Source organism: Priestia sp. D3YE.R1, from assembly GCF_049199565.1.
GTDB lineage: Bacteria > Bacillota > Bacilli > Bacillales > Bacillaceae_H > Priestia > Priestia aryabhattai.
The window spans coordinates 82367-106312 of record NZ_JBLTHW010000005.1 but is presented as its reverse complement, the minus strand read 5'-3'; the positions used below and the strand labels follow the sequence as shown (position 1 = coordinate 106312).

The window sequence follows — 23946 nt, the reverse complement described above, 5'->3', positions numbered from 1 at the left end:
AAATGGATTTTTTTTATAATTGACCTTTAACTGTATTATTCTTAGGGTGTGCTAATTTTAAGATAGAAAGTTCCGAGGTTTTTGGGCATAACGATCTGGATTTTCAATATGATGAATAGCAAGTTTATATTCCTCTATGCTTCTTCTACACTCCTCAAATTTCTTACTAAGCCTATATACTTTAACAATATAAAAACACACAAAAATTACAAACCCTATCGAAACATACAAGTTATCTTTTAGTTTATCTTGGAAGAAGAGGCCAGATACAAATATAACTACAGGAACAGGAGAAAATGCTTTTAAGATATCCGTATTATTTTTTATAATATCTAGTGTAGTTTGACGCCTTTCTAATAGCACTTCTAAGGTTGCTTTTGGATTCTCATGATAAAGTTTAATATTATCTATATATGCCCCTCGCTGATGCCATTTAACTTTATTAGCATATTCTATTACTAAACCAATAAAGATTAAAAGTATCGCCCATTCCCAATAACTTTTATAATGCTTTACAAAAGTCATAATACCAATATTAAAGGACGTATCTAAAAACATAATAACAAATATTATGAGCAAAAGTTCTATGAGTTTTTGTTTTAAGAGGCGCTGAAAAACAAACCATTTAATGTGCCTATATTCTCTTTTTAGTTCTTCCTCCATTATTGCTCCTCCTACTAGATAGATGCTTAATCAACAGAAGTTAAAATAAAGTATTTTAAAAGCCGAATAAAATTCCAATCTCATTCATTAGTTATTTCTACATATTTTCAAAAGTAAATGATAAAACTTACTGATATGTATAAAAGGTTTCACTATTTATATTTACTGACGTCAAATTAAAATCTTGTCTACAGTAGATGAAAATTTAATAAAAAGAGCCTTCTTAAGGCTTGCTTTCTTTACTCGACTCTTCACCTACTGGAGACAAAAAGTAATTTTAGGGTAATCAAAGTACTAAGTCATGAAATGGAATGAGCACTGACACTGATAAATTAAAGAATTTCGTATTATCTCTCCAAATGGTGTATATACTTTGCCTAATTAATAAAAATTAAAACCAAAGCATTATAAGAGCATTCCATATCAAAGGAAACGGCTTTTCTGAGCAATAAAAAGTGACTGGTTATAAGGTTAATCCATTGTCTTTTCTCTCCAACAACCATCACAAATAATTGAATCGTGTGTTGCTAGGAATGGTTCATTGCACTCTACACAAATCGTGTATCCTTTGTATTTTGTTAAGTATTCTAGTTGTTTTCGGCGCCTATGCTCTTTTTCTTCTAATTCTTTTTTTGCTTGACCCATTTTTTCTCCCCCCATTCTCTCAATATAGCACTTTTACCTTCTTCTTATTTTGTTTTATGATAAATGATATTTAATTTGTTATAGCAATCTTTATAAATAATACCTTATTTATTTCGATATACTTCTTACAGTTTATCTTAGTATATAGGTGATTTACATCTTTTGTACTTTGCTACGCTAGCTCTGAGAAGATACTCCTCACCTATTCTATAAAAAGTTTAAATAACTACTAGTTGCTCTATTACTTTAAACAAGATTGCTCATCCCCTGTTATTGTTTTACCTATCTTTTTATTTTTATACAAATGACTAACATATATTATTAATTAACTAAAAATCCAAAAGCACAAGTAAATTTAAAATAGGTTTATTTATGCTTTACATTATCTTTTACGAGCTCAATAGTTACTTCTTGGATTTTCTGTAAAAAAGAAAACCTGCTACAATAAATAAAATAAATATTCCAATAAGAATACCCGTTTGATAACTCTTTTTCCTTTCATCTTGTCCTTTTTTATATGTAGCTTGGGTCACTTCTTCTAGGTTCTTAGTTTTATATTCCTCTGGAACAATAAACTTATCACCAGATTTCCCAGCAGCATAAGCAGCCTTTTTTAAAGAAGTTATTTCTTTTATTCCTTCTTTATATCCTTTTTTAAAAGGGCTAATATATATCTGGCTTATATGCGCAGGTAGATTGTCCCCTTCTAGAGAGAGAGCCTGTTGAAAGCCCTTTTGCTTATATTCCTTCTTCTTTGCTTCCTGAAAACCACTTTCAAAAGCTTTACTCGCATCACTATTATTTAGATAGCTGTTGTCAATTTCCATTGCTTGTTGGCTTTCTCCCTGATTATATCCTTCTTTATAAGCTTCATCTGTAAGCTTAAGGCTTACTAATGTTTTTTCATATGCCTTTGAGAATCCTTCATTCCAAGAATTTGATTTATCTTTATTAGAGGAAACACTTGTTTGTATGTTCCCGTTTTTAAAGTCATTATGAGCTTTACTAGTACCAGCTTCTTTACCCTCATTAAACTCTTCTTGTTGTTGCTTGCTGACTTCATCATTTTTTCTTTCTTTTCCTGTGCTAAAGCCTTCATCGTATCCCTTCTTATACCAGCTATATTCAGCATTAGATAAATCATTATACTTTTCTTCATGAAATTCTTCATACGAACGTTGGTTATATCCATCTTGATATCCAACTTCATATCCTTCTTTAGAGAGCTGATCATAAATTTGTTCTAAATCTTCTTGTGATGTTTCTGCCTCTATTTGTATTTCTGTCCCTACGTCATCACTAGTAATGTTAGAGTAGGAGCTGGATCCATTATGGTAATGGTATTCTCCATATTCATATCCCCACTTTTCACAATTTGTTCGACAATAATGCCCTCCATTACCATCGGTTCTTCCTGGATGAGCGCTTACAACATAAGAACTTTCTATGAAAAAAATTAAAGTTAATACTATCACAAAACATTTTCTCAACGGTTATTCCCCCAGGTTTCTTTTTATGGCTGAAAAGATGGTTCATCAAATCAGTGATTTATATCTTACTAATCTTATAATATGAATAGTCTTATTAATACATTAATTTTCTATTTTTTTACTTATAAAGGTGTTAAAAGTCTTAATATGGATATTGTTGGGTAATGAAATGAAGGATAATAGTAACGAAATGTATCACTTCTAAATGGGGATATTTGAGGTAAAGGATAAAGGGAATCAAAAGAAGAAACAATGTAGATTTGAAGTTTTGCATCTGAGAGAAAAAACTAATAGGTAATAAGGATTATTCATTGGAAAAATATGATATAATTTTTTTACCTTTTAACAGGTTAATATAATAGGAAATGGAGAAAGGCATGAGTAATAATGTGCAAACTACTGCGAATGAAAAAGTAAATACAATCGATGGTTTAATGAAACACTTAAACAATCACCATAAGATTAAGACACAAAGTGACCAAAAAACAAAGCTGCGAAACATAGGCTACTATCACGGATATAAAGCATATCGATTCGTTAAGAAAAACATACCTTCCAATCGAATTACTTTTACTTCTTTTGATGAAGTTATTGCTATAAACACTTTTGATATGCAATTAAAATCATTATTATATCCGCAAATGATGTTTATCGAAACTGCGCTTAAGAACTATATGCTGGAAGTCATCGTTGAAAATGCTGGTACCGATTCTTTTGATGAAATATACGATAAATGGCTGACCTATTATAAAACTTTTCCAATCCGTAGTGATAATTATAAAAAGGCTCTTAATAAAAGACTTGGGCTAAGAAATAAATTTTATGGAGCTCTTTCAAGGGATTTTCTCACTGGAAAACCAGTTGTTGAGCATTTTTATCATAAGGATGAATATGTACCAATTTGGGCCATTTTCGAAGTAGTTTCCTTTGGAGAGTTCGGTACATTTGTTGGCTGTTCCCATATCAATATGAAAAAGGATATTTCAAACTTATTAAAAATCCATACAGGATTTGATAGGGATGGAAGAATGACTGAAACAATCATCTTTGCTCTTACAGATCTACGGAATGCTCTTGCTCATAATGAAGCCATTTTCGATGCACGCTTTAAAAGACGTCACATTCATAAATCATTGTCAGATTTACTAGAAAATGAAACGGGTGTCAAAAATATTGACTTCAAAACAGTAGTGGACTATTTAATTTTGATGATTTATTTACAGAAAAACATGAGTGTTCCTGGAAAAGAAATATCTGAAACTGTAAGAAAATTTGAAAATATTAGAGAGGATTTTAGAAGCAATATATCTCAAAGCATATACACCAAAATTCTCAAGCCAGATACACGAGGGAAATTGAATCAACTAAAAATATTTATTAATAAATAAGGTTGCATAATGTAACTAGGAATTATATACTATATATATTGAATAGCAGTTAATGTCTTCGGACTAAACTTAGAGGAATTGGATGCGTCCATTTCCTCTTTTTACTATCTTTTTTCATAAAATTCTTCTAAAGCAGGAACCTTTAACATTTTATCCACTTTATTTATCAATAAAAATTTGCAGAGAGATATCAACTTCTAATATTAATTGGGGTTAGTGACCCTCATTATAATCTTGGTTGCCCACTCACATGCATCCAAATCTTCTATTTAATATCTTTATACTAATTTTATTTTATCTTTCTCTTATTCTATTGAAAACGTTCGTAAAAGTACAAGAATTACATAAAACGTCCGTAAATGTTTTTCAAACTTAAACGAACGATGAAAATGATAGATTTTCTATCCAAAAGAAAAGTCCGTAAACGTATACTTTTGCGGACGCGATGTTAAAATCTATTACAAAGTGTTAAAGGAATTGAGCCTTTTATACATATTTCTCTTCCGAAAATAGTGATTATTTAAATGAAGAGTAAATAAAGAAAAGCCTTCTTTTAAATAAAGAGGGCTTTTAAGTTTAATTTTGTGGAAATAAAAATGCTTGTCTAAACTTTAGTGCAGAATAGTTCTTTCCATCCTTCATAACATTAGGTTTTGGCTTTAATTAAAAAAGATTAATCACTTTTCAATTAAATTATTAGCTTAGAGTAGAGCACAGGTGAGATAATAACTGTTTACTCGTTAATAACGACGAGTTGAATACTATTTTCTCTAGCAAAATCTTGATAACTTTCATCTAGGAAATTATCCGTTATTAGGTAGTCAATCTCTTTCAGTCCGCAGTAAGTTACCATAGCATACTTGTCAAGTTTAGTATGATCTACCAATAAAAAAACGTCTGCATTTCCTTTTACTATTGTTTCTTTAATTCCACTTTCAATGGGCGATGAATTTGTAACCCCATTTGATATTGAAACACCTGTTGAAGCCATAAATACCTTATCAAAATTATATTTCTTAAAAGAATCTGCATGACTATAACTAGAAAATGATTTATTATCACGTTCGAGTAAACCACCAGTTGAAATCACAGTTAAATTTTCGAAACGTAAGGCTTGAATTATAATATCCAGATTATTAGTAATGATAGTTACTTGTTTGGTTTTTAGAAATGTAATTATTTCTAATGTGGTTGTACCTGAATCTATAAATATCACATCTCCATTTTCTACATAATCAGCTGCAGTTTTAGCAATTAAACGTTTTTGAATCGGATTCCTTGCCTTTCTCTCGTTAAATGATTCAAGTTTTGCATGGCTTATAGCTACTCCACCATATACTTTTTGAATCATCCCTTCACTTATTAGCTTTCGAATATCACGTCTAATCGTGGTCTTAGAGACACCAAAAACAGTACCTAGATCATCTAACGAGACAGATTGGTGTTTTAAAACATATTCCTGAATTTGTTGAATTCGTTTTGTTTTTAACATTCCCATTCCCATCCTTAACTTGTAAATCTCTAACCTTCTCTGGAGTGAATCTCTAGTTAAATTTGCTGAAGTTCTCTAATTTTTTATTAATTAACACTGTATTTTTGTCGATTCAGGAAAATGAGTTGTGAAGATAATACTCAATTTTCCCCGAGAATAATAGATTAAAAAGTAATTTAACCCTTAAATGAAATAAAGCACAGTTGGATGTTGTTTGTTTCACTTCCGTAAGAAATTTAAGATTATATAATTTTGTGTTAGATGGATGCACTGTCATCGGACGTGAACCTATTTAAATTTTAATTAATCTCTCTATAAATCAGTTATATTTAGAATTAATCAAATTACTTTTAAAAGTTATTGATACTCCACCCAAACAGCACCATTTTCTCTCCGTACATTATTTTTTCATATCACTTTTTCTTTAAATTCGTTTTCGGTTAATAACCAACACTTTTTAAATAGTCGACGCTTTGTTTAACATCACGTAAACTTGTGTCAGAGTTTCTAGGATCTCGCTCTTGCTCAATTGTGATGTACCCATGGTAATCAATTTCTTTTAATAATTTATGAATCGAATGATAGTCAATGATACCTTGTCCAATTGGGCACATAACTCCTTTAGCGCACGCATCGAAAAAGCGAATCCGTTCTTCCATTACTTGTTTATATATATCGAGATTAATATCTTTAAAGTGAATGTAATCTAGTCGATCAGCACATTTTTGAAGCCATTTTATTGGATCCATTTTTGAATAGTATAAATGCCCTGTATCTAAGCAAAGGCCAGCTATTTCATAAGGTATATCTTCTAAAAGTTTTTCAATTTCATCTTCAAATTCAATGTATCCTCCTGCATGCGGATGAATAACAGAGCGAACTCCATATTTATCCCATGCCCTTACTGCTAGTGCACGAATATGAGCCATCATATTATCCCAGTCTCTTTCAGACAATCTTACTGCTTTTTCTGGATGCCCCGCATCATAATCTCTCTCATCATGTCCCCAATCAATAATGACTAAATAGGGAGTTGTGGATTTTTGTCCTTTTTCTTGAGAAGTTGAAGGCAGATTTGTTATTAATGAACAAATATCATCTACCTGATGCAGTAAATTTTCTAAGTGTGATTTTGATACTAGATCATCAAAAATCGTTCCTGCTATTATCGTTAAATCATTTTTAGAAAGCTCTACTTGTACTCTTTCAATGTTCATAGGGATATATCCATAAGGCCCTAACTCAATCCCTTTATAACCGGCTTGTGAAGCTTCATTCAAAACTCTTTGCCAAGGTGGTAGATAAGGATTGTTGGGATCATCAACGCCCCAACAACAAGGCGCTCCTGAAATTTTAATACTCATCTATAACACTCCTATTTCCCCTAAAATAGATATTCCTAAATGAAATAAAAAAATTACACTCTAAAGTATTTGCTTTTCTTTCAATCCTTGTTTAATTAGAAACCTTCAGGTCCTCTGACGAAACGTTTATAAAAGCTTCCTTTTCAACAGATTTAAAGCATGCATCAATAACTTTCATATTATTAATTGTATTTTCCAGAAAATAGGATTGTGTTTCTCCCCCTAATATACAGTTAGAGAAATATTCAACTTGAAGTTTATACTGATCTCCAAGAACTTCTTCTTCTCTATAATTTCCGTCCTTTGTATATATTAGGATAGGAGCTTTACCATTAAATACTTGAGGTGCGAAGGCCCTTGGTAGTTGAATGCTTCCCTCTGTTCCAATAATTTCATAATAATCTGTACGTGTTCGATCCATAGCAGCATCAAATATCGCTGTCATTCCATTATTAAGCTCCATCAACCCTGTTACAGCAATATCTACTTGTCTGTCATGGTCTTTTTGCATAGAGGTAAAAACTCTTTTAGGCTCCGAATTTAAAATATTTCGAATGGCATGGATACAGTAGCAACCCATATCATATAAGCTACCTCCCCCTAATTCGCCATTCATACGAATGTTTCCGTTCTGATTTTTAAGGTAGGATGAAAGAGTTGCCTTCATTGTTTTTACGTCTCCAATTTCACCAGAAGCTATAATCTCTTTTACTCTTTGATGTTGAGGGTGAAACTGATACATAAACCCTTCCATAAGCATCACGCCATTTCCCCTACATATCTCAATCATTTCTTTAGTTTCTTTAAAGGTTAATGCTACTGGCTTCTCGCATAATACATGCTTCCCTTTTTTTGCAGCCTTCTTTACCCAATGTGAATGAAGTGCGTTTGGCAACGGAATATACACAGCATCAATGTCTGGATCTTCCAATAATTTGTCATAGGACTCATAAATTTTCGCAATCCCAAATTTTGAAGCAATTTCCTTAACCTTTATATTCGAACTAGCAATGGCAGTAACTTCTGCATTTATCGCTCTCATATAAGCAGGCAGTAATTCATCTTGCGCAACTTGTGCAGTACTTAAGACTCCCCAACGTACGTAAGTTTTCAATTATTCCAACCCCCTTAGCTATTATTTTTTACCTAATTATAAAAAAAGCAAAACTCCACGGTAAGGTGAAGTTTTCTCAAGATTAATTGGTATATATGTAACGTTATTTGATCTCTTTCATCAGCTTTCTTTTTTAAAGTTAGCCTCTATTTGTTCTAATGAGAGCCCTCTCGTCTCTGGCAAGAATTTCGCTACATATATTATTCCCACAATACCAAATACAGCGAATAGAAAAAATGTTCCTGAAAGTCCAACTGTATCCATAAGAATAGGAAAGAATAATCCTACTAAAAAATTGCAAAGCCATAAACATAATACAGCTAACCCCATACCAATACCACGTAAACGAACAGGGAATATTTCAGCTAGTATGAGCCATGACATCGGGCCAATAGCTCCTTGGAAAAAGGCTAAGTATACAACTGTCATAGACAATACTACATATGGCAACATTGGAGATCCAGTAAGCATGAGAGCAGAGATACCAATCGTAATAAGTGCAATCGTTACCCCTGTTAAACCTGTAAGTAACATGGGCCTTCTATTCACTTTATTGAGTAGCGACATCCCAACAATAACTGCTACAACAGCAATTAATCCATTTGCTACATTTGCAATTAATGCTGTTTTTGTACCGAAACCAGAATTCTCAAGAATTTTTGTTCCATAGTACATAATAGAATTGATACCTACTAATTGGGATATAGACCCAATAGAAATACCAAGTACCACAATACGACGAATCCAAGGTGTACCTAAATCTTTAAAACTCATTTTTTCTATTTTTTGCTCTTCTGAAATATTCGCTTTTATATCCTTCAATTCTTGTTGAGCGATACTTTCACTACGAATTTTTTGAAGTATTTTGAATGCATCAGCCATTTTTCCTTTAGACGCTAACCATCGAGGACTTTCAGGTAAAATAAGTACTCCAATCCAAAGCGCCAAGGCTGGCAATGTCGCAATTACCAACATATAACGCCAAGCGTGTCCGGCATCCCCAAAGACATTTCCAATAACTGCATTAAATATATAGGCAAGAAACTGACCAGTAACAATCATTAATTCATTTTGCGTAACCAATACACCGCGCCTGTCTGCAGGTGCTATTTCAGCAAGATATGAGGGAATGACTACAGAAGCTCCACCCACAGCAAGCCCCAATAGAAAACGAAAAGCAACCATTATAGTTGTATTTGGTGCTATGACACAACCAGCTGCAGAAAAGAAAAATAATATCGCAAGATACAAAATAACCTTTCTACGTCCTTTATTATCAGATAAGCGTCCTCCAAATATGGAACCAAACGCAGCACCTAATACGAGAGAACTTGCTACTAAACCCTCCGTGAAAGGGTTTAAGTTTAATTGGTCAGGACGAGCCATAAATGGAAGCGCCCCATTAATAACCCCTGTATCATATCCGAATAATAGTCCCCCAAACGTTGATACAATGGTGACCAATTTTAAAAACTTTTTTGAGTCCTTTTCCTTGACCTGTTCCGTTTGAGCTGAGTAATCATTAGGCAACTTGAGATTTTCCAAGTTAAATTCCCCCTTTATTGATCGTATTTGTTTTAACATAAGATTTATCCATCACGATTTTTACCAAGTGTTACTACAAAGGAACCCCCCCTTTTAATAAAGATAGGTAACCTAAGTCCTCGCATCTGCATAAAAATCATTAATTAAGGCTTATCGTAAATAAAAACCTCTGCGTCGAGTTATCGCCCTCTTTAAAAGCGCTTACATCCCTTGCCCTTTAGGTATGCTTTCCACTATCCTAGTAAAAGTAGTAACATTTTGGATTAAATTTCAATATAGAAGATAGTATATAAATTTATTTCTGTTTGTCTTTAGAAAGGTTTATCCTAATTAACGGTCGCAAAGTTTAATCATGTTTTTCTCCCTTATAATTGAGTAGACACATTTAGAAAGAACGAATATCCTTTGTTATATTTTTAATATTCTGAATTTTATATTCCAACTGTTGACTGATTTTTATTATATCTGGGTCAGAGAAACTCTTATCCTTTGTTAACTCGTACATGTCCATGCGATAGTTTGCTATACTTTTACTTAAATTTAGTGCCTCCCTTAAAATCATCAGGACTCTTTCCTTTCTCCTATTTTAAATTTTCCAATTCACTATTCCCTCTAAAGCATTAAAATTAATGAAAGTGGTGACCTTTATTTTTTCAATAATTTAATAATCAAAATCCACATGATTCTTTAACATATCCTTTTATTTAAAAGCCGTGACATTAGCTTTTACAACCAACCCCACGGCTTTTATTTGATATTTCAGTACTTTTATCGTTATCAATTCTACCTAACTTTAAAAAGTTTCTCCTACCAATGCAGCTTCTTTGTTACTCTCAAAATCTACCCATACAGATCCTTGATTTGCTGAACGCACACAATTTTCAATCCAACGAACGCCTTCTAGTCCAGCATTAATATCTGGATAAACAAGTGTATCTAACGTTTCTTGATCACCACGCATTTTTGCATCAATCGCAATCGCAAACTTCAGATAAATATTTGACCATGACTCCGAAAGTCCTTCCTGGTGTAAAGCACCTAAACGCTCATCCGCATTACAGCTTTCATCTAAGTAAGGCATTGATCGAATCAACGTTTGGATTGGTTGCCCTTGCACTTCATATCGTAATTCATTTGGCTTGCTGTCCCACCATTCTAAGCTTGCTTTTGAACCTACGATGCGAATTCGATGACCGTCCATACAACCCGCGTCAATAGAGGATGTCCATAGTCTACCTACTGCCCCATTTTCGTAATGCATTAACACATAAGCATTGTCCTCTAGGGGAGCACGACTGCCGATAAAGCTCTGACGATCACATAACAATTGTTTGATTTTCATTTGTGGCATGATTAACTGTGACATATAATACGTGTGCGTAGATAGATCACCTAAGACATAGCTTGGTCCAGCAACTTTAGGATCTACGCGCCACTTTTGTGCAGCATTTACTTTGTCTCCATCATCAGTGGCATTAAATCCATGCGTGTACTGTAATTCAACTACTCGTACATCACCGATTTCGCCTTTTTCAATCATTGCTCTCATTTGAAGCAGTAACTGATTACCAGAGAAACCATATGTTACCCCAACGATTTTCCCTTTATCTTCAGCTAGTGCTTTAATCTCTAGTACCTCATCACTTGTAAAGAACAAAGGCTTTTCGCAAATTACATGTAGACCTGCATGTAACGCCGCCTTACAAATTTCATAATGAGTACCATTAGGCGTAGCAATTGATACAACCTCAAGTCCGTCTTTTCGCTTCGCTTCTTCTGCAAACATCGTTTCATAATTTGGATAACAACGGTCCTCAGAGAGCCCAATATTGACACCAAAGTCTTTTCCTCTAGCAGGATCAATGTCGAATGCTCCAGCTACCAATTGGAAAGCTGTATTATCTCTAAGGGCACCAATTCGATGCTTATAACCAACTTGCCCTAATCTTCCTCCGCCAACCATACCCCATCTTAACGGTCTTGCAATTTTTTTCTCTCCATTTAACATAGTAGACTTCCTCTCTTTTGCTTATTTTTTTAATATTCCGTAAAATCAAGTTCTAAGATATCTGAAGTAATTCATTATTTAAATTAAAAGCTAAGCGTTTGTTTTAATGCATCAATGGAAGTTCGAACCCCAGCTTCCACTGACATTGTTAAATCTTCCATTTCTAAAGAAACCTCTTCATCATAGCCCATCATCTTAACAACAGAGAAAAACTCTTTCCACCACTGTAAATCTTGACCACACCCTACTGCTACGTAATTCCAGGCTCTATTCGCTACATCCGTCACTTCTTTTGTTTCCATTACCCCGTTAACTCCTGACAGATGTCGCTCAAGGCGCACGTCTTTTCCATGAACATGGTGGATAGCTGCCCCTAATTTTCTAGCTGATAAAATCGGATCTGCACCCATCCAAATCAAGTGGCTTGGATCTAAATTTAGTCCTACGATAGGCCCTACCGCATTACGCAATTTAAATAATGTTTCAGGATTATAAACTAATTGTGAACTGAAGTTTTCAAGAGCAATTTTTTCAATACCACAGGATTCAGCTTTCTTAACTAGTTCTTTCCAGTAGGGTATAGCTACTTCATTCCATTGATAGTCTAAAATATCTTTTAAAACCGGAGGCCAGCTTACCGTATAAGTAATCCAGTTTGGAATTTTATCTCCAGGACTTCCAGCTGGTAATCCACTCATCATGATTACTTTCTTTACACCTAATAATTTAGCTAATTCAAACGTTTTATTTGTCACTTCTTGATGCTCTTTTCCCAACTCACCTGGATCCAATGGATTCCCAGAACAATTTAATGCACAAAGTTTAATATTACGTTTTTCCAATTGATTTAAGAATTCAGCTCTTTTGTAATCGCTTTCTAAAAGTTCATCTAGTCTCAAGTGAGGAGCTGGTGACCACCCTCCTGTGGTCATTTCAATCGTATCAATTCCCATCTCTGCTATTACGTCTAACATTTCTTCAAAAGGTAAATGTCCTAAACTGTCTGTTACGTAAGATAATTTCATGGTTGTTTCCTCCTAAAAAATCTGTCTACAATCACTTATTAAGATTATAATTATAGGACACATACACACAACGATTTTCATTACTTTACAGTCCTTGTTTATAACTTAGCAATATCGTTTGAGGTTAACATTTTGTTTTTAAACTTATCCCTTTTATAAGATAATCTTAATATGTTGAAAAATAAGCATTTGAAAACGCTTTTATTTAATTAATTATTCAATAAACTTTAATTTCTATATTGATTAGTATAAGATATAAAATCTTAATCGTCTTTGTTTTAAGAAGACTACTTTTTGTCTTTTAAGGACAACTTTATCAAAACATTACTAATTTTATTCAATAAAAATAACCCTTCTCTACTTTTTCATAAATGACATTAAGTAGAGAAGAGTTGGCTAATCTTTATATATAACTGTTTTTAACTTTGTATATAGAGCACGAAAACGTCCTGGAGAGATATGCATCGATGCGGTAAAAACACGTGTAAAGTAATGAACGTCTGGAAATCCTGTTTCTTGAGCAATATCCCTAATAGATAAATCGGTGGTTTTGAGCAATGTAGCAGCTCTCTGAATCCGTACATTTTGTACATATTCTGAGTAGCTGACCCCTAATTCATCTTTAAATAGACGAGACAGATGTCGACTAGATAGATGTAAATGGGTGGCTGTATCCGTAAGTTTAATAGAATTCGATAGATTATCTTTAATATATAATTTCGCAAGGGTAAGGACTAAAGAAGACTTTTTCTGAACAGTCTTCTGACTATGGCAATTCGAGGTCACAACAAAGTTTTGTATTAAAGAAAGAATAAGGGAATGAGCTAAATTTGATAATATCTCCTCAAAAAGAACGCTTTCAATTTTCGTTGCTTGAATCAAAAGAGATTTCCACATTAACGGTGCAGCTTCATCTTCTTTTACATCTATCACTACTTCTGAGAATTGTTTTGCCTCTTCAATTAGTGTTACCCACTTTTCACTTGAATCTGATTCAATTAGTTCAAACCCCACATATAAGAGAAAAAGCCCGGTGTCGCTTTTTATTTGATGCAAAACATCGGGGCTTGAAAGGAACATTGTATTTTCTTTTATGTGATATGTACTTCCCTTGTCTATATAAGTTCCTTGTCCTTCAAGTACGTAACACACCTCAAAGAAGGAATGTTTATGAGGGAAATTATTGTAATGTTGTGGCATAACTCCCCAATAGTGAATATAAAAAGATACTCCATTGCCTTCCGTGCGTTGAATATATTCATTTAAAGTGATTTTCCCCGAGACAAACTTATCCAACAAAACGCTCCTCCTTTTTATAAAACCAGAAAATTTATTCATTAATTATTAATACAAACTATAATTTAAATGAAAAAATTTGTCTATCAAGACTCTAAATGAAAGGAAGGAACGATGAGATAATACATTGAAAAAGAATTACATAAAAAAGCTAATCAGAAACTTTTTTTATAATTCCAGAGAAAGCCCCTTTTAAGACTTCCTTCTCATTTTGATTTCGACATATAAAAGAAGCACCAATAAGAATTCTTTCACCTTGCTCTTTGAATTTTTCAATTTTATATAGGTTATAGCATATGAATAAAAGCTGCATGAAGCAGAAACAAGGCCTCATTGAGAACCCTACTTCCATAAGGGTTCTTTTTTGGGCTGTGTTCTGGAAAGAGACATTATGTTAACTAAAGTTGTATACAATATACAGTTAAAAACAGAAAAAACACTGTGTCTAATCAGTTTTTTCTATCTCGAGTACAACGTTCAAAGTATTAGATACTATTCAAATTTTTCCTTATGAAATACAAACAGACAAATCTTTTAATGATTTGCCTGTTTGAAGAATGACAGTCCCAGTTACTACTTTTCCCTCTAAATTAAGAGATAACCGAAAAACTATAACTGTTTTCTTGCATATAAAATCTTATATTAGCTTTTAGCTTTGAGTCTTACGAGACCAAATAACTACAGGAATAAGCACTAGTGACAGAATGGCTCCAGAAAGTGATAATACTGCATAACTAGAATGGGCGACTACCATTCCTGATAACCCCCCACCAGCTGCTCCTGACAGTGCAAATAAGACATCGACTGATCCCTGTGTTTTTGCACGCACAGATGGATGTGTTGAATCTATAATGAGAGCCGTTCCACTTATTAAACCAAAGTTCCATCCCAAACCTAGTAGTACTAACGCCAGGATAAGTAGTGGCATTGAACCTACCGGTGCAAAGGCTGCCACCAATCCAGAAGCTAGAAGCGTAGCACCAGAAGCAACAGCCATAGTAGTACGGCCAAGCTTATCTACCAGTATACCTGTCAATGGTGAAGGAAGGTACATAGCTGCTATATGGAAACCTATAACTAATCCTACTTCCCCCAAACCATGACCATGATGTCCCATATGAATAGGCGTCATGGTCATAATGGCTGCCATGACAAATTGAGTCAAAATCATAATTACAGCTCCTACCACAACACCCTTTTTGTTTATGGTAGCATTCTTTAAATTTGCCCCTGTCTGTGCAGTATCATCTTTTTTCTTAGCATTCGCAATAGCTGTAGACACAATCAAAGGGTCTGGACGAAGAAAAATTAAGATAAATAATCCCGAAATAATAAAAGCAACTGCTGACAAGATAAAGGGTCCAGCCAAAGTTGGAACACCAATTGAATCCGCAAATTTTCCCATTTTATTGACCAAGTTAGGGGCAACTACAGCTCCTAATGTAGTGGAAACCATAGCCATGCTTGCAGCAGTTGCTCGTTGTTTATCTGTTGCAAGGTCTGTCCCTGCATATCGCGCTTGTAGATTAGAAGCTGTCCCAGCGCCATAAATAAGAAGGGAAAGGAATAAAAGTGCGATGCTGTTGGTTAAAGCTGCAATAATAACACCGATAGCACCTAAGCCACCTGCAAGGAAACCACCTGCAAGTCCTGCTCTACGGCCAAAACGCTGTGAAGACCGGCCTATAAGTAGGGCTGCTCCTGCTGAACCTAAAGTAAACAGGGCAGTTGGAATCCCTGCTGCATTTTCAGTTCCTAGCATGTCTTGTGCAAGAAGCGCTCCTACCGTTATGCCGGCTCCAAGTCCTGCTCCCCCAAACATTTGTGACAAAATCAAAATTCTTAATGTTTTTTTATAAAGATGTGTTTGTCTTTCTGGTGAATCAATATATTCTTGCAACCATATAGGATGCTCTGTTGATGTATTTGTATCTTTTGCTGTCATTGTCATGAACTCAACCTCCTAATAAAATATATTTGTAGCTTTTCATGTGTGATTTTGTCAGCCTTGAAATATTCAATTTACGTTATTCTGTATATTTAGGTTTTTCGATATATTTGCAGTTAATGATATTTATCAATAGAAGAAGCTTATGATTATTTACGACATAATCATAAGCCTCTTGTCATTTCTCTTCTTACTAATTACACTCTTCTATTCGGCTGTCTTTTAACTTAAAATGTGTAGGATTCACCATCATCCGGAACAAGTACACGAGAATCCATCTCTTTTTCCTTCATGGAATCTTTTAACTCTTCTCTTGATAACCCCCAATGATTCACAGCTTCCATGTGAACTACGATAATTTTTGCATCAGGGGCAGCTTTATACACTTCATAAATGTCCTCTTTCCCCATAATAAGGGAACCAAATTCTGGTACTTGGTTATCTCCGCCATTAACTACAATAATATCTGGGGTATGGGTATCTAATTCTTCCTGTACACCTTCATACCAGACGGTATCACCAGCTACATACAAAGTTTTTTCACTTGAATGTTTAAAGACAACGCCACATACTTCCCCCATAAGCTTTAATAGTTCTTCTCCTCTTCCATGCTCCCCTTTGGTTTTCGCTAATTGGATACCTTTAAAAACCGTATCTTCTTGTAATACTTCTACATCTTGAAAACCAATGTTTCTCACTTCTTTAGCTTCTTCTTCGTTTTGTACATACATTTTAATATCTTTTGGCAATATTTTTTGGGCTGCCTCATCAAAGTGGTCTAAGTGGAGATGAGTAAGAATGACAGCATCTACATTAATAATTTGTTCTACTGATATTGGTAAGTTCACTATAGGGTTACGTTGATCTTGTCTTATTGTATTTGGGAAAGCTGGGTAGGTACCTTTCTCAGCTAACATAGGATCTATTAAAAACTTTTTGTCTGCATATTCAACAATGATTGTTGCATTTCGAATTTGTTTAATTTGCATATTTATCTCTCCTTTTATTTAATGTACGTCTAGTTTATAATATGAACCATTGACAAATACATAGATAAAATCAAGTCTTTTGGCGGTTAAACTTGAGAAATGAAAGGATTTAAATATATGTTAGATAATACGGATATCAGTATCTTAAATGAACTATCGAAAAATAGTCGAATCACGATGAAAGAGTTGGGAGAGAAAGTCCATTTAACTGGTCAAGCAGCTGCATCTAGAGTGGCAAAGTTAGAAGACAGTGGAGTGATTGAAGGATATACGATTCAAGTGAATCAAAAGGAACTAGGATGTTTTATGCATGCTTGGATTAATATCTATACAAAAAGCACATCACATCAACCTTTTCTCTCGTTTATAGAAACACAAGAGAACTATCTATTAAATAATTATAAAATTAGTGGAGATGGTTGCTACTTACTTGAATGTAAATTTCCATCGAATGAAGTATTGGATCAATTCTTAGTAGAGCTGAACAAGCATGTAAATTATAAGTTATCTATTGTAATTAATAAGCTTTAATGAACAAAAGAAGATGGTTGCTACCGTCTTAAGAAAACCAACGATTCAATGAGGGTATTTGTATTTTGCAGACAATTCAAATATCTTTGTTTTTCATCTAACTAACTAAATAAATAGACAAACAAGCAGCTAGGCGCTTTTTCAAGGAAGCCTTGGCTGCTTGTTATATTTATAAGACTCGTGTTATAAGTGTTGATAAAAATATGGCCTATTCTATTTTGTTTGTGTTCATTACTCAATCATATCAATTGAGTCCAGTATAGAATAAGCCTTCAAAGTTTAATTCTGAGGGTTCAACTACCAGTAAAAGTGACGTAGTTTTAATACTTCTCTCAGCGTTAACCTGCGTCATCCTAAAATTCATATGATATAGAAGCTAGTTTTTCATTTGCTAGTATGGTGAAAAGCCTTGAATGTTTAGTTGAATTTAGATAAACGATCAAATTTTATTTGTGGCTCTAATACATCGCTTACCCTCTCTACTATCATATCTTTATCAACTTTGAATGTAGCAGTTCCTTTAATATTTGCGGAAGAAGCTCCTACTTTTACTTTGTAAGTGCCTTTTTCAACAACCCATGCGGATAAATTTTCATCAAATGATGCAAGGTCTTTTGCATCAAGTTCGAATTTCACATTTTCTTTTTTGCCTGGGTTTAATTCCTTGGTTTTCGTGAATGCCTTTAACTCTAGTTCAGGTTTTTCAAGCTTTCCATCAGGAGCTGATACATACACCTGCACTACTTCTTTACCTGCTACATTTCCTGTATTTTTTATTGTTGCATGAACAACAAGCTTACCTTTAAAATGTCTGTTATTTGTTACTCTAATATTGCTATAGTAAAAATCTGTATAAGATAGACCATAACCAAACTCATAGGACGGTTTCACTTTGAAAGTCGTATTATAGCGATAGCCAACATAAATGTCTTCATTATATACATAATTTTCGCCCGTTCCAGGGAACCTATCTGCGTAAGTTAAATCTTTATAGTCCTTTGGAAAGGTGTGCGGTAGCTTCCCAGATGGGTTCACTTTGCCAGTTATCACATCTGCAACAGCATTCCCTATCTCTTGACCTGGCTGCCAGGATAGAAGAATTCCATCTACTTTATCCTTCCAGCTTTCGATTTCTAATGGTCCTTCTGTATTTAAAATCACAATAACCTTTTTGCCTTTGGCATGATAGGCAGTAGACACTTTATTGATCATGTCTTGTTGTGTTTCAGATAAGTAAAAATCCTCTTTTGCACGATCTTGGGCAGGAATTCCAAAGGCTGGCGATAAAACAATGACGCCTACATCCGTGTTCTTAGCTGCGTCGATAGCCTCTTCGGTAATATCCATTTCCGGTAATTTTGGTCCAAGTGTACCGAAATCTCCAGGTGTACCTTTATACTGGTCCTGTGATCTTAAGTTCGCAACATATTCTCTGTATTTATTAATTAAGCCTTCATTTAATTCGAACCCTGCATTTCTCAAACCATTTGGAATTCCTATAATTCTTCCTGGTTCGGTATAAACTGTAGAACTTCCTCGGCCACCGGTTAATGTCTCAATTTGCGGAGTACCAAATATAGATGCGCTGGTGTGTTTGGTGATTGGTAATGTATTTGATTTATTTTTTAGTAATACCATTGCGTTCGCAGCTGCTTTTCGTACTACTTTTGCATTTTTATTAAGATCAGGATTATTTGAAGGTTGCTCACCCTTAAAACTTGGCGTTTTTACAATTATCTGAAGAAGCTCCTTTACGTTACCATCAAGAACTTTTTCATTTAGTGTACCACTTTGCACAGCATCAATAATTTGTTGTGAAGTAGTTGCGGTCCCAGGCATTAATAAATTCGTGCCAGCGTTCATTTGCTTGGTTCGATTTCTCTCTCCGGTTTCCCAATCTGTCATTGTGAATCCTTTAAATCCAAACTCTTCTCTTAATACATTTCTCAAAAGCTCTTTGTTTTCAGTTGCGTAGGTTCCGTTTATTTTGTTATACGAATTCATGACAGCCCATGGCTTAGCTTCTTTAACTGTCATTTCAAAACCTTTTAAATAAATTTCTCTTAATGCTCTTTGGCTCACAATCGAATTCACATTAAGATTTGTACGTTGATTAAAGGCTGCAAAATGTTTAATAGTTGCTCCGACGCCATTACCTTGAACCCCTTTAACAAATGCAGTAGCCATTCTACCAGTAACGACAGGATCTTCTGAGAAATATTCATAATTTCTCCTATTTAAGAGATAGCTTTGATTATTCATGCCAGGCGCTAAAAATAAATCAATTCCATACGCTTTTAGTTCCCTAGCTTCTGCTTCTCCCACCTCTTTAACAAGCTCTGTATCCCATGTTGAGGCAAGAACGCTAGGAGAAGGGAATTTCGTAGCGTAGTACTTATGATTATCATTCGGCCGGGTTGAGTCAAGTTTTACTCCCACTGCCCCATCAGAAAAAACAATAGAAGGAATTCCTAAACGTGGAATTGCTTGAGTTTGCCCTGCGGCGCCTGGAACCTTAGTCGCTTGTGTTCCAATTATTTCCCCGTTTCCTGACGTTAATTCCTCCTTATTTCCACCCACAATTAGGGAAGCCTTCTCCTTCAATGTCATCGCTGCAATCACAGCATTGATGGACGCTGCATCTACAAGCTTTGGAGTCGCTGTTTTCTGCCCACTTTTATGATTACTTTGTTTTGAGGACTCTGTCACTCTTTGTGATGAATTATCAGCTGCGAGAACAAAATCAGCATTAATTCCTGATAAAACAATTCCTGATGCAAGTGGTAGAACCAACAACTTTTTTCTTCTTTTCTTTTTGTTTTCCTTTAACATGTCATTACCCCTTTATCCAACGTTAAAGCGTTTACAAAAAATAACCAACTACTCTTCTCATAAACACTTCTATTAGTTGAATAGTAGCAAGATTCATTTAGCAAATACATAGATAAAATCAAGTCATTTGGACGTTTTACTTGATTTTTGAAAGTATTTGAATACGCGTAGAATCATTAAAGATATGTATATATTAAAGAAACTGTTTAAGGACCGTTGAATGAAGATAAAAAAAGAAATATTTCGGCTTCTGATAATATGGACTATGTTAACTAAAAGTATATAGAGTATGCACATAGCTTTTATGGTGAACCTTGTGTACACAGTGGTAAAATAAAGCTCTACATAAAACGAAAAGGCGGAGTTTAATATAAGGAAACTAACTATATTGGATGAATTAAAGAAGCTTAACAATGACCTGTATCATCCATTTCCCCACGAAGACATTCGTAAAATACAAGATAAATTTAGTGGGAAATTACATGAAGACGATATGTTAACCGCAGACTTTAATAGCTATTGGATGAATATTGCTGGCAGTTTAAGTTATATGGTGAAAGGTAAAACGAAGAAAATTCCTCAAAATCAGATCGATGAATTAAAGTTGACTTTATTTGAAGTTTTTCCGCAATATTCTTTTTTAGAAAAAGAAATCTCTACCTATCCAAATTTGTACGAAGAATATAAGATTTATGAGAAAACAAGAGAGCTCATATTAAGTTATTTATTTAATTGAAGCCAGTAAAGAAAAAGGGACGACTTTCTAAATAGTCGCCTTTTTTTGTGCCGATAAGGAACATCATGTTAACTTCGTTTGTATATCATATATAGCTGAAAAAAGAAAAAAGCAATCAAATAGTTTTTATCTAATTTGATTGCTTTTTTGAATTGCTTTACTTATCATTAAATAGTTTTCCACCCACACTGTAACGGTTAGCACTTATTTCTTTAATCATTACGTGTATGGCTTCTGCAGGTACTTTGGTACTTTCTGAGACAACCTTTGTTATTCCTTTTACCATTTCTTTATATGCTTCTTCTTTATCTACTTGAAGAAGCTCAGGTACAATATTAATTTTAATAACAGGCATTGTTAATCATCCTCCATAAAATCTATTCTAACGATATTGTTCAATTTATATTTAGCTGGTTAAAGACTCTCTTTTTCATTCCTCTTGCTCTTTGCACCAACGAAGTTGGCTCCAACCACACCTATGATAATCATAATTCCTCCAATTAGGTGATAGAAGTGAAAGGCTTCTTGTAAGAATAAGACGCCAGCAATAATGGTAATTAGCGTAGCAACGTTACTGAAAACACTCATTTGAGCTGCTTCTATTTTTGACAAAGCAAAATTTGAAAGATATGAGGTTCCAAGTGACGATAATATTCCTAAATACAAAATAGCCAATACAAAATTCAAGTGTGAAAACGGTTGGAAAAATTCACTTGTAGTTCCCTGTATGACATGACTTCCAAGTGCCATAATATTAAACGCAACAAATCCAAATAAGGTCATGATATAGGTTATTGTTAATAAGGAATAGCGTTGTGTAAGCTTTCTTGCAAGGACGTTATAAAAAGCATTAGTAATAGCAGAAATAATAATAAATACACTTCCCACTAAATTCGCTGCTTCAGCTCCCGATCCACTCATCACGAGCAAGTAAATAACACCAAGCACTGACAAAGATATAGAAACAAGTTGCGCACGCTTTGCTTTTTCCTTCAAAATTAAGATGGCAAGCACTAATGTAAAAATAGGTACCGTGGCTTGTATAATTCCAGCTTGTGAAGAAGACGTCCTAGCCAACCCAAACACTTGGAAAGCAAAAAATAAAATAGGGTATAATAGTGCTAAAGGCAAGATTTGGACAATATCTTTCCAGCTTATCTTTAATTTATTTTTAGAAAAGAGTATAAAAATGGTTGCTACAACAAACGCAATTGTAAAGCGATGAGCTAGTGTATCTAACGGTGTAGCTACTTCCAAAGTCATTTTAACAAACATGAATGATAGCCCAATAATGAATGCATAGGCTATTGCTGCAATATAGGCCTTACCTTTTTCAGTCATATCTATTCCACCTTCCTTTTTCTATTTTATAGGTGAATTATAATTAAACTTACAGGTATTGAAGTGAAAGTAGCCACTTTGATGTCTACCTCCACTTCAACATGCTAACCTTTAGTAATCATCTCATCCGTAGTTGTTTTAGTGATACGCCCAAATTTCAAGTAATAAATAGCTGTCATAACAATGACTAAAATCGCAAGCACTAGAAAAATATTGCTATATACAAAAGCGACACTATTTTGTGGTATTGGATTTAATCGAACAGTTGATGAGCCGAAGTCTAGTACTTTACCAATTGCAGCTGTCGATGTTGCTGCAGAAATAAAATTGAGCATTGAGAAAAAGCCCATTCCAATTCCTGTATGCTCCTTAGGAAGCGTTTGTGAAATCGTGTTTGACATAGCAATCTGCATGAACGATTGACCAAGGACACCAAAAATCAGAAAAATCCCAATAAATACTGAAGATAGGCCAACAACTGAAGATAAAAATATGAAACCAACAAAAAGAAGTGTTGACGCTGTATACAACAGAACTGAGTTTCCTTTTTCATCAGCTATTTTTCCACCTTTACGTCCTAAAAATGCGGTGAATAGAGCTGAAGGCAGCATAATGATTCCTGTTAAAGCTGGTGACATATGGTTTACGACTGCGAGTAGCTGCGGCGCAACGTATGGAATACCGAAACATATGGCAGTTATTACGAATGTAACAACAAGGCCAAGCGAATACTGTTTATTTCGAAAAATATCCGGCTTTACGAAAGGATCCTTAGCGTAATGAATTCGTAATACGAATAAAATCAATAAAACAACCCCAGTCACTAAAAACCAGATATCTCCTTGTGTTAATGAAAGCAATAGAGTAGCTACCGTTCCTGCTAAAAGTGCTCCACCGATAAGGTCGATTTTTCTTGCATTTCCTTTTTCATCATCCAAATATTTACGATAAAAAGGCAAGGTAAACAGTGATAAAAAAGGAATTGCGAAAAGAACCTGCCAATTCAATACGCTCGTCACCAGTCCCGCAACAATTGGACCCAGTGCTGTACCAAGTGCTAACCCGATTGCGGAAGTACCTAATGCGCGACCGCGTTTCTCTGGTGAAAAGTAACGAACCGGTATAATCATTGCTAACGCAGGAATAACTGCTGCACCAGCCGCCTGTATAATACGCCCTACTATAACCATCCAATACGTGGTAGCTACTAGTCCTACGATAGAACCTGCAACAAAAAGTAAGATACCAAACGTCAGTAAATTCTTTAAGCTGTATTTGTCTGTCAGTTTTCCGAAAGTAACTGTACCCATAGCGTAGACAATCATATAGCCGGTAACAATCCAGCCCGTCTGCGATGGTGAAAGCTGAAATTGTTTACTGATAACCGGAAGTGCAACATTAAACATAGTTGCATTCATGACAGAGATGATAAGTGTAAAAGCAAGAACACGCATTAATAATTCTCCATTATTTTTTTGAGTGTTCATTAGATTCCCTTCTTTCTGAAGTCTAACTAGTTAAGTTAGATATACTGTGTAA

At 34.4% G+C, this 23946-nt stretch carries 20 protein-coding genes and 1 pseudogene; 4 read left to right on the top strand and 17 right to left on the bottom strand.

The features are described from left to right. Positions 1-57: 57 nt before the first annotated feature. From ACOZIR_RS23840 to ACOZIR_RS23830, 3 genes are all read right to left on the bottom strand, one after another. Entirely contained in the window at positions 58-663 is a 606-nt protein-coding gene (locus tag ACOZIR_RS23840) for a hypothetical protein (protein WP_421535928.1), read from the bottom strand. Between the two features lie 471 nt (positions 664-1134). Further along, the gene (locus ACOZIR_RS23835; RefSeq protein WP_421535927.1) at positions 1135-1308 is read right to left on the bottom strand and encodes a hypothetical protein; all 174 of its coding nucleotides are present in this window, start codon (positions 1306-1308) and stop codon (positions 1135-1137) included. 404 nt (positions 1309-1712) lie between these two features. Continuing rightward, positions 1713-2798 carry a YHYH domain-containing protein gene (locus ACOZIR_RS23830; protein WP_421535926.1) on the bottom strand — a complete coding sequence of 362 codons (1086 nt, stop codon included), beginning with the start codon at positions 2796-2798 and terminating at the stop codon, positions 1713-1715. Between the two features lie 377 nt (positions 2799-3175). Here ACOZIR_RS23830 and ACOZIR_RS23825 point away from each other — a divergent pair, with 377 nt between their 5' ends. Continuing rightward, on the top strand, positions 3176-4186 hold the full coding sequence (locus ACOZIR_RS23825; RefSeq protein WP_421535925.1) for an Abi family protein: 1011 nt from the start codon (positions 3176-3178) through the stop codon (positions 4184-4186). A gap of 733 nt (positions 4187-4919) precedes the next feature. Here ACOZIR_RS23825 and ACOZIR_RS23820 read toward each other — a convergent pair. The 10 genes from ACOZIR_RS23820 to ACOZIR_RS23775 all read right to left on the bottom strand — a co-directional run bounded on the left by ACOZIR_RS23820 (position 4920) and on the right by ACOZIR_RS23775 (position 16967). Beyond that, entirely contained in the window at positions 4920-5678 is a 759-nt protein-coding gene (locus ACOZIR_RS23820) for a DeoR/GlpR family DNA-binding transcription regulator (RefSeq protein ID WP_421535924.1), read from the bottom strand. Between the two features lie 440 nt (positions 5679-6118). After that, on the bottom strand, positions 6119-7042 hold the full coding sequence (locus ACOZIR_RS23815) for a sugar phosphate isomerase/epimerase family protein (RefSeq protein ID WP_421535923.1): 924 nt from the start codon (positions 7040-7042) through the stop codon (positions 6119-6121). Positions 7043-7133: 91 nt separating this feature from the next. After that, on the bottom strand, positions 7134-8156 hold the full coding sequence (locus tag ACOZIR_RS23810; RefSeq protein ID WP_421535922.1) for a Gfo/Idh/MocA family protein: 1023 nt from the start codon (positions 8154-8156) through the stop codon (positions 7134-7136). 120 nt (positions 8157-8276) lie between these two features. Next, positions 8277-9701: a sugar porter family MFS transporter gene (locus ACOZIR_RS23805; protein WP_421535921.1), complete on the bottom strand. Its 1425-nt coding sequence runs from the start codon at positions 9699-9701 to the stop codon at positions 8277-8279. Positions 9702-10086: 385 nt separating this feature from the next. Next, on the bottom strand, positions 10087-10263 hold the full coding sequence (locus ACOZIR_RS23800; RefSeq protein ID WP_421535920.1) for an aspartyl-phosphate phosphatase Spo0E family protein: 177 nt from the start codon (positions 10261-10263) through the stop codon (positions 10087-10089). Positions 10264-10494: 231 nt separating this feature from the next. Beyond that, positions 10495-11709 (bottom strand): Gfo/Idh/MocA family protein, encoded by a 1215-nt coding sequence (locus ACOZIR_RS23795; RefSeq protein ID WP_421535919.1) that lies wholly within the window; start codon positions 11707-11709, stop codon positions 10495-10497. A gap of 83 nt (positions 11710-11792) precedes the next feature. Then, the gene (locus ACOZIR_RS23790; RefSeq protein WP_421535918.1) at positions 11793-12734 is read right to left on the bottom strand and encodes a sugar phosphate isomerase/epimerase family protein; all 942 of its coding nucleotides are present in this window, start codon (positions 12732-12734) and stop codon (positions 11793-11795) included. A 396-nt stretch (positions 12735-13130) separates the two neighbouring features. Then, a complete protein-coding gene (locus ACOZIR_RS23785) occupies positions 13131-14072 on the bottom strand; it encodes an AraC family transcriptional regulator (protein ID WP_421535917.1) in 942 nt (313 codons plus the stop codon). 607 nt (positions 14073-14679) lie between these two features. Continuing rightward, positions 14680-15981 (bottom strand): MFS transporter, encoded by a 1302-nt coding sequence (locus ACOZIR_RS23780; protein ID WP_421535916.1) that lies wholly within the window; start codon positions 15979-15981, stop codon positions 14680-14682. 224 nt (positions 15982-16205) lie between these two features. Next, entirely contained in the window at positions 16206-16967 is a 762-nt protein-coding gene (locus ACOZIR_RS23775) for an MBL fold metallo-hydrolase (protein ID WP_421535915.1), read from the bottom strand. Positions 16968-17084: 117 nt separating this feature from the next. Between ACOZIR_RS23775 and ACOZIR_RS23770 the strand changes: the two genes are divergently transcribed. Together ACOZIR_RS23770 and ACOZIR_RS23765 are read left to right on the top strand one after the other, a co-directional pair. Beyond that, positions 17085-17498, top strand: a complete 414-nt coding sequence (locus ACOZIR_RS23770; protein WP_421535914.1) for an Lrp/AsnC family transcriptional regulator — start codon at positions 17085-17087, stop codon at positions 17496-17498. A gap of 116 nt (positions 17499-17614) precedes the next feature. Continuing rightward, positions 17615-17716: pseudogene (locus tag ACOZIR_RS23765) on the top strand (IS6 family transposase); the annotation flags it as partial. A 199-nt stretch (positions 17717-17915) separates the two neighbouring features. Here the strand turns inward: ACOZIR_RS23765 and ACOZIR_RS23760 are convergent. After that, positions 17916-20330, bottom strand: coding sequence for a beta-glucosidase family protein (locus ACOZIR_RS23760; protein ID WP_421535913.1), 2415 nt, complete (start codon positions 20328-20330; stop codon positions 17916-17918). 388 nt (positions 20331-20718) lie between these two features. Here ACOZIR_RS23760 and ACOZIR_RS23755 point away from each other — a divergent pair, with 388 nt between their 5' ends. Further along, a complete protein-coding gene (locus ACOZIR_RS23755) occupies positions 20719-21066 on the top strand; it encodes a YxiJ family protein (RefSeq protein ID WP_421535912.1) in 348 nt (115 codons plus the stop codon). Positions 21067-21223: 157 nt separating this feature from the next. Here ACOZIR_RS23755 and ACOZIR_RS23750 read toward each other — a convergent pair whose 3' ends face one another. The 3 genes from ACOZIR_RS23750 to ACOZIR_RS23740 all read right to left on the bottom strand — a co-directional run bounded on the left by ACOZIR_RS23750 (position 21224) and on the right by ACOZIR_RS23740 (position 23894). Next, a complete protein-coding gene (locus tag ACOZIR_RS23750; protein ID WP_421535911.1) occupies positions 21224-21421 on the bottom strand; it encodes a 2-hydroxymuconate tautomerase in 198 nt (65 codons plus the stop codon). Between the two features lie 59 nt (positions 21422-21480). Further along, positions 21481-22407: a DMT family transporter gene (locus ACOZIR_RS23745; protein WP_421535910.1), complete on the bottom strand. Its 927-nt coding sequence runs from the start codon at positions 22405-22407 to the stop codon at positions 21481-21483. Between the two features lie 104 nt (positions 22408-22511). Beyond that, positions 22512-23894, bottom strand: coding sequence for an MFS transporter (locus ACOZIR_RS23740; RefSeq protein WP_421535909.1), 1383 nt, complete (start codon positions 23892-23894; stop codon positions 22512-22514). Positions 23895-23946 lie beyond the last annotated feature (52 nt).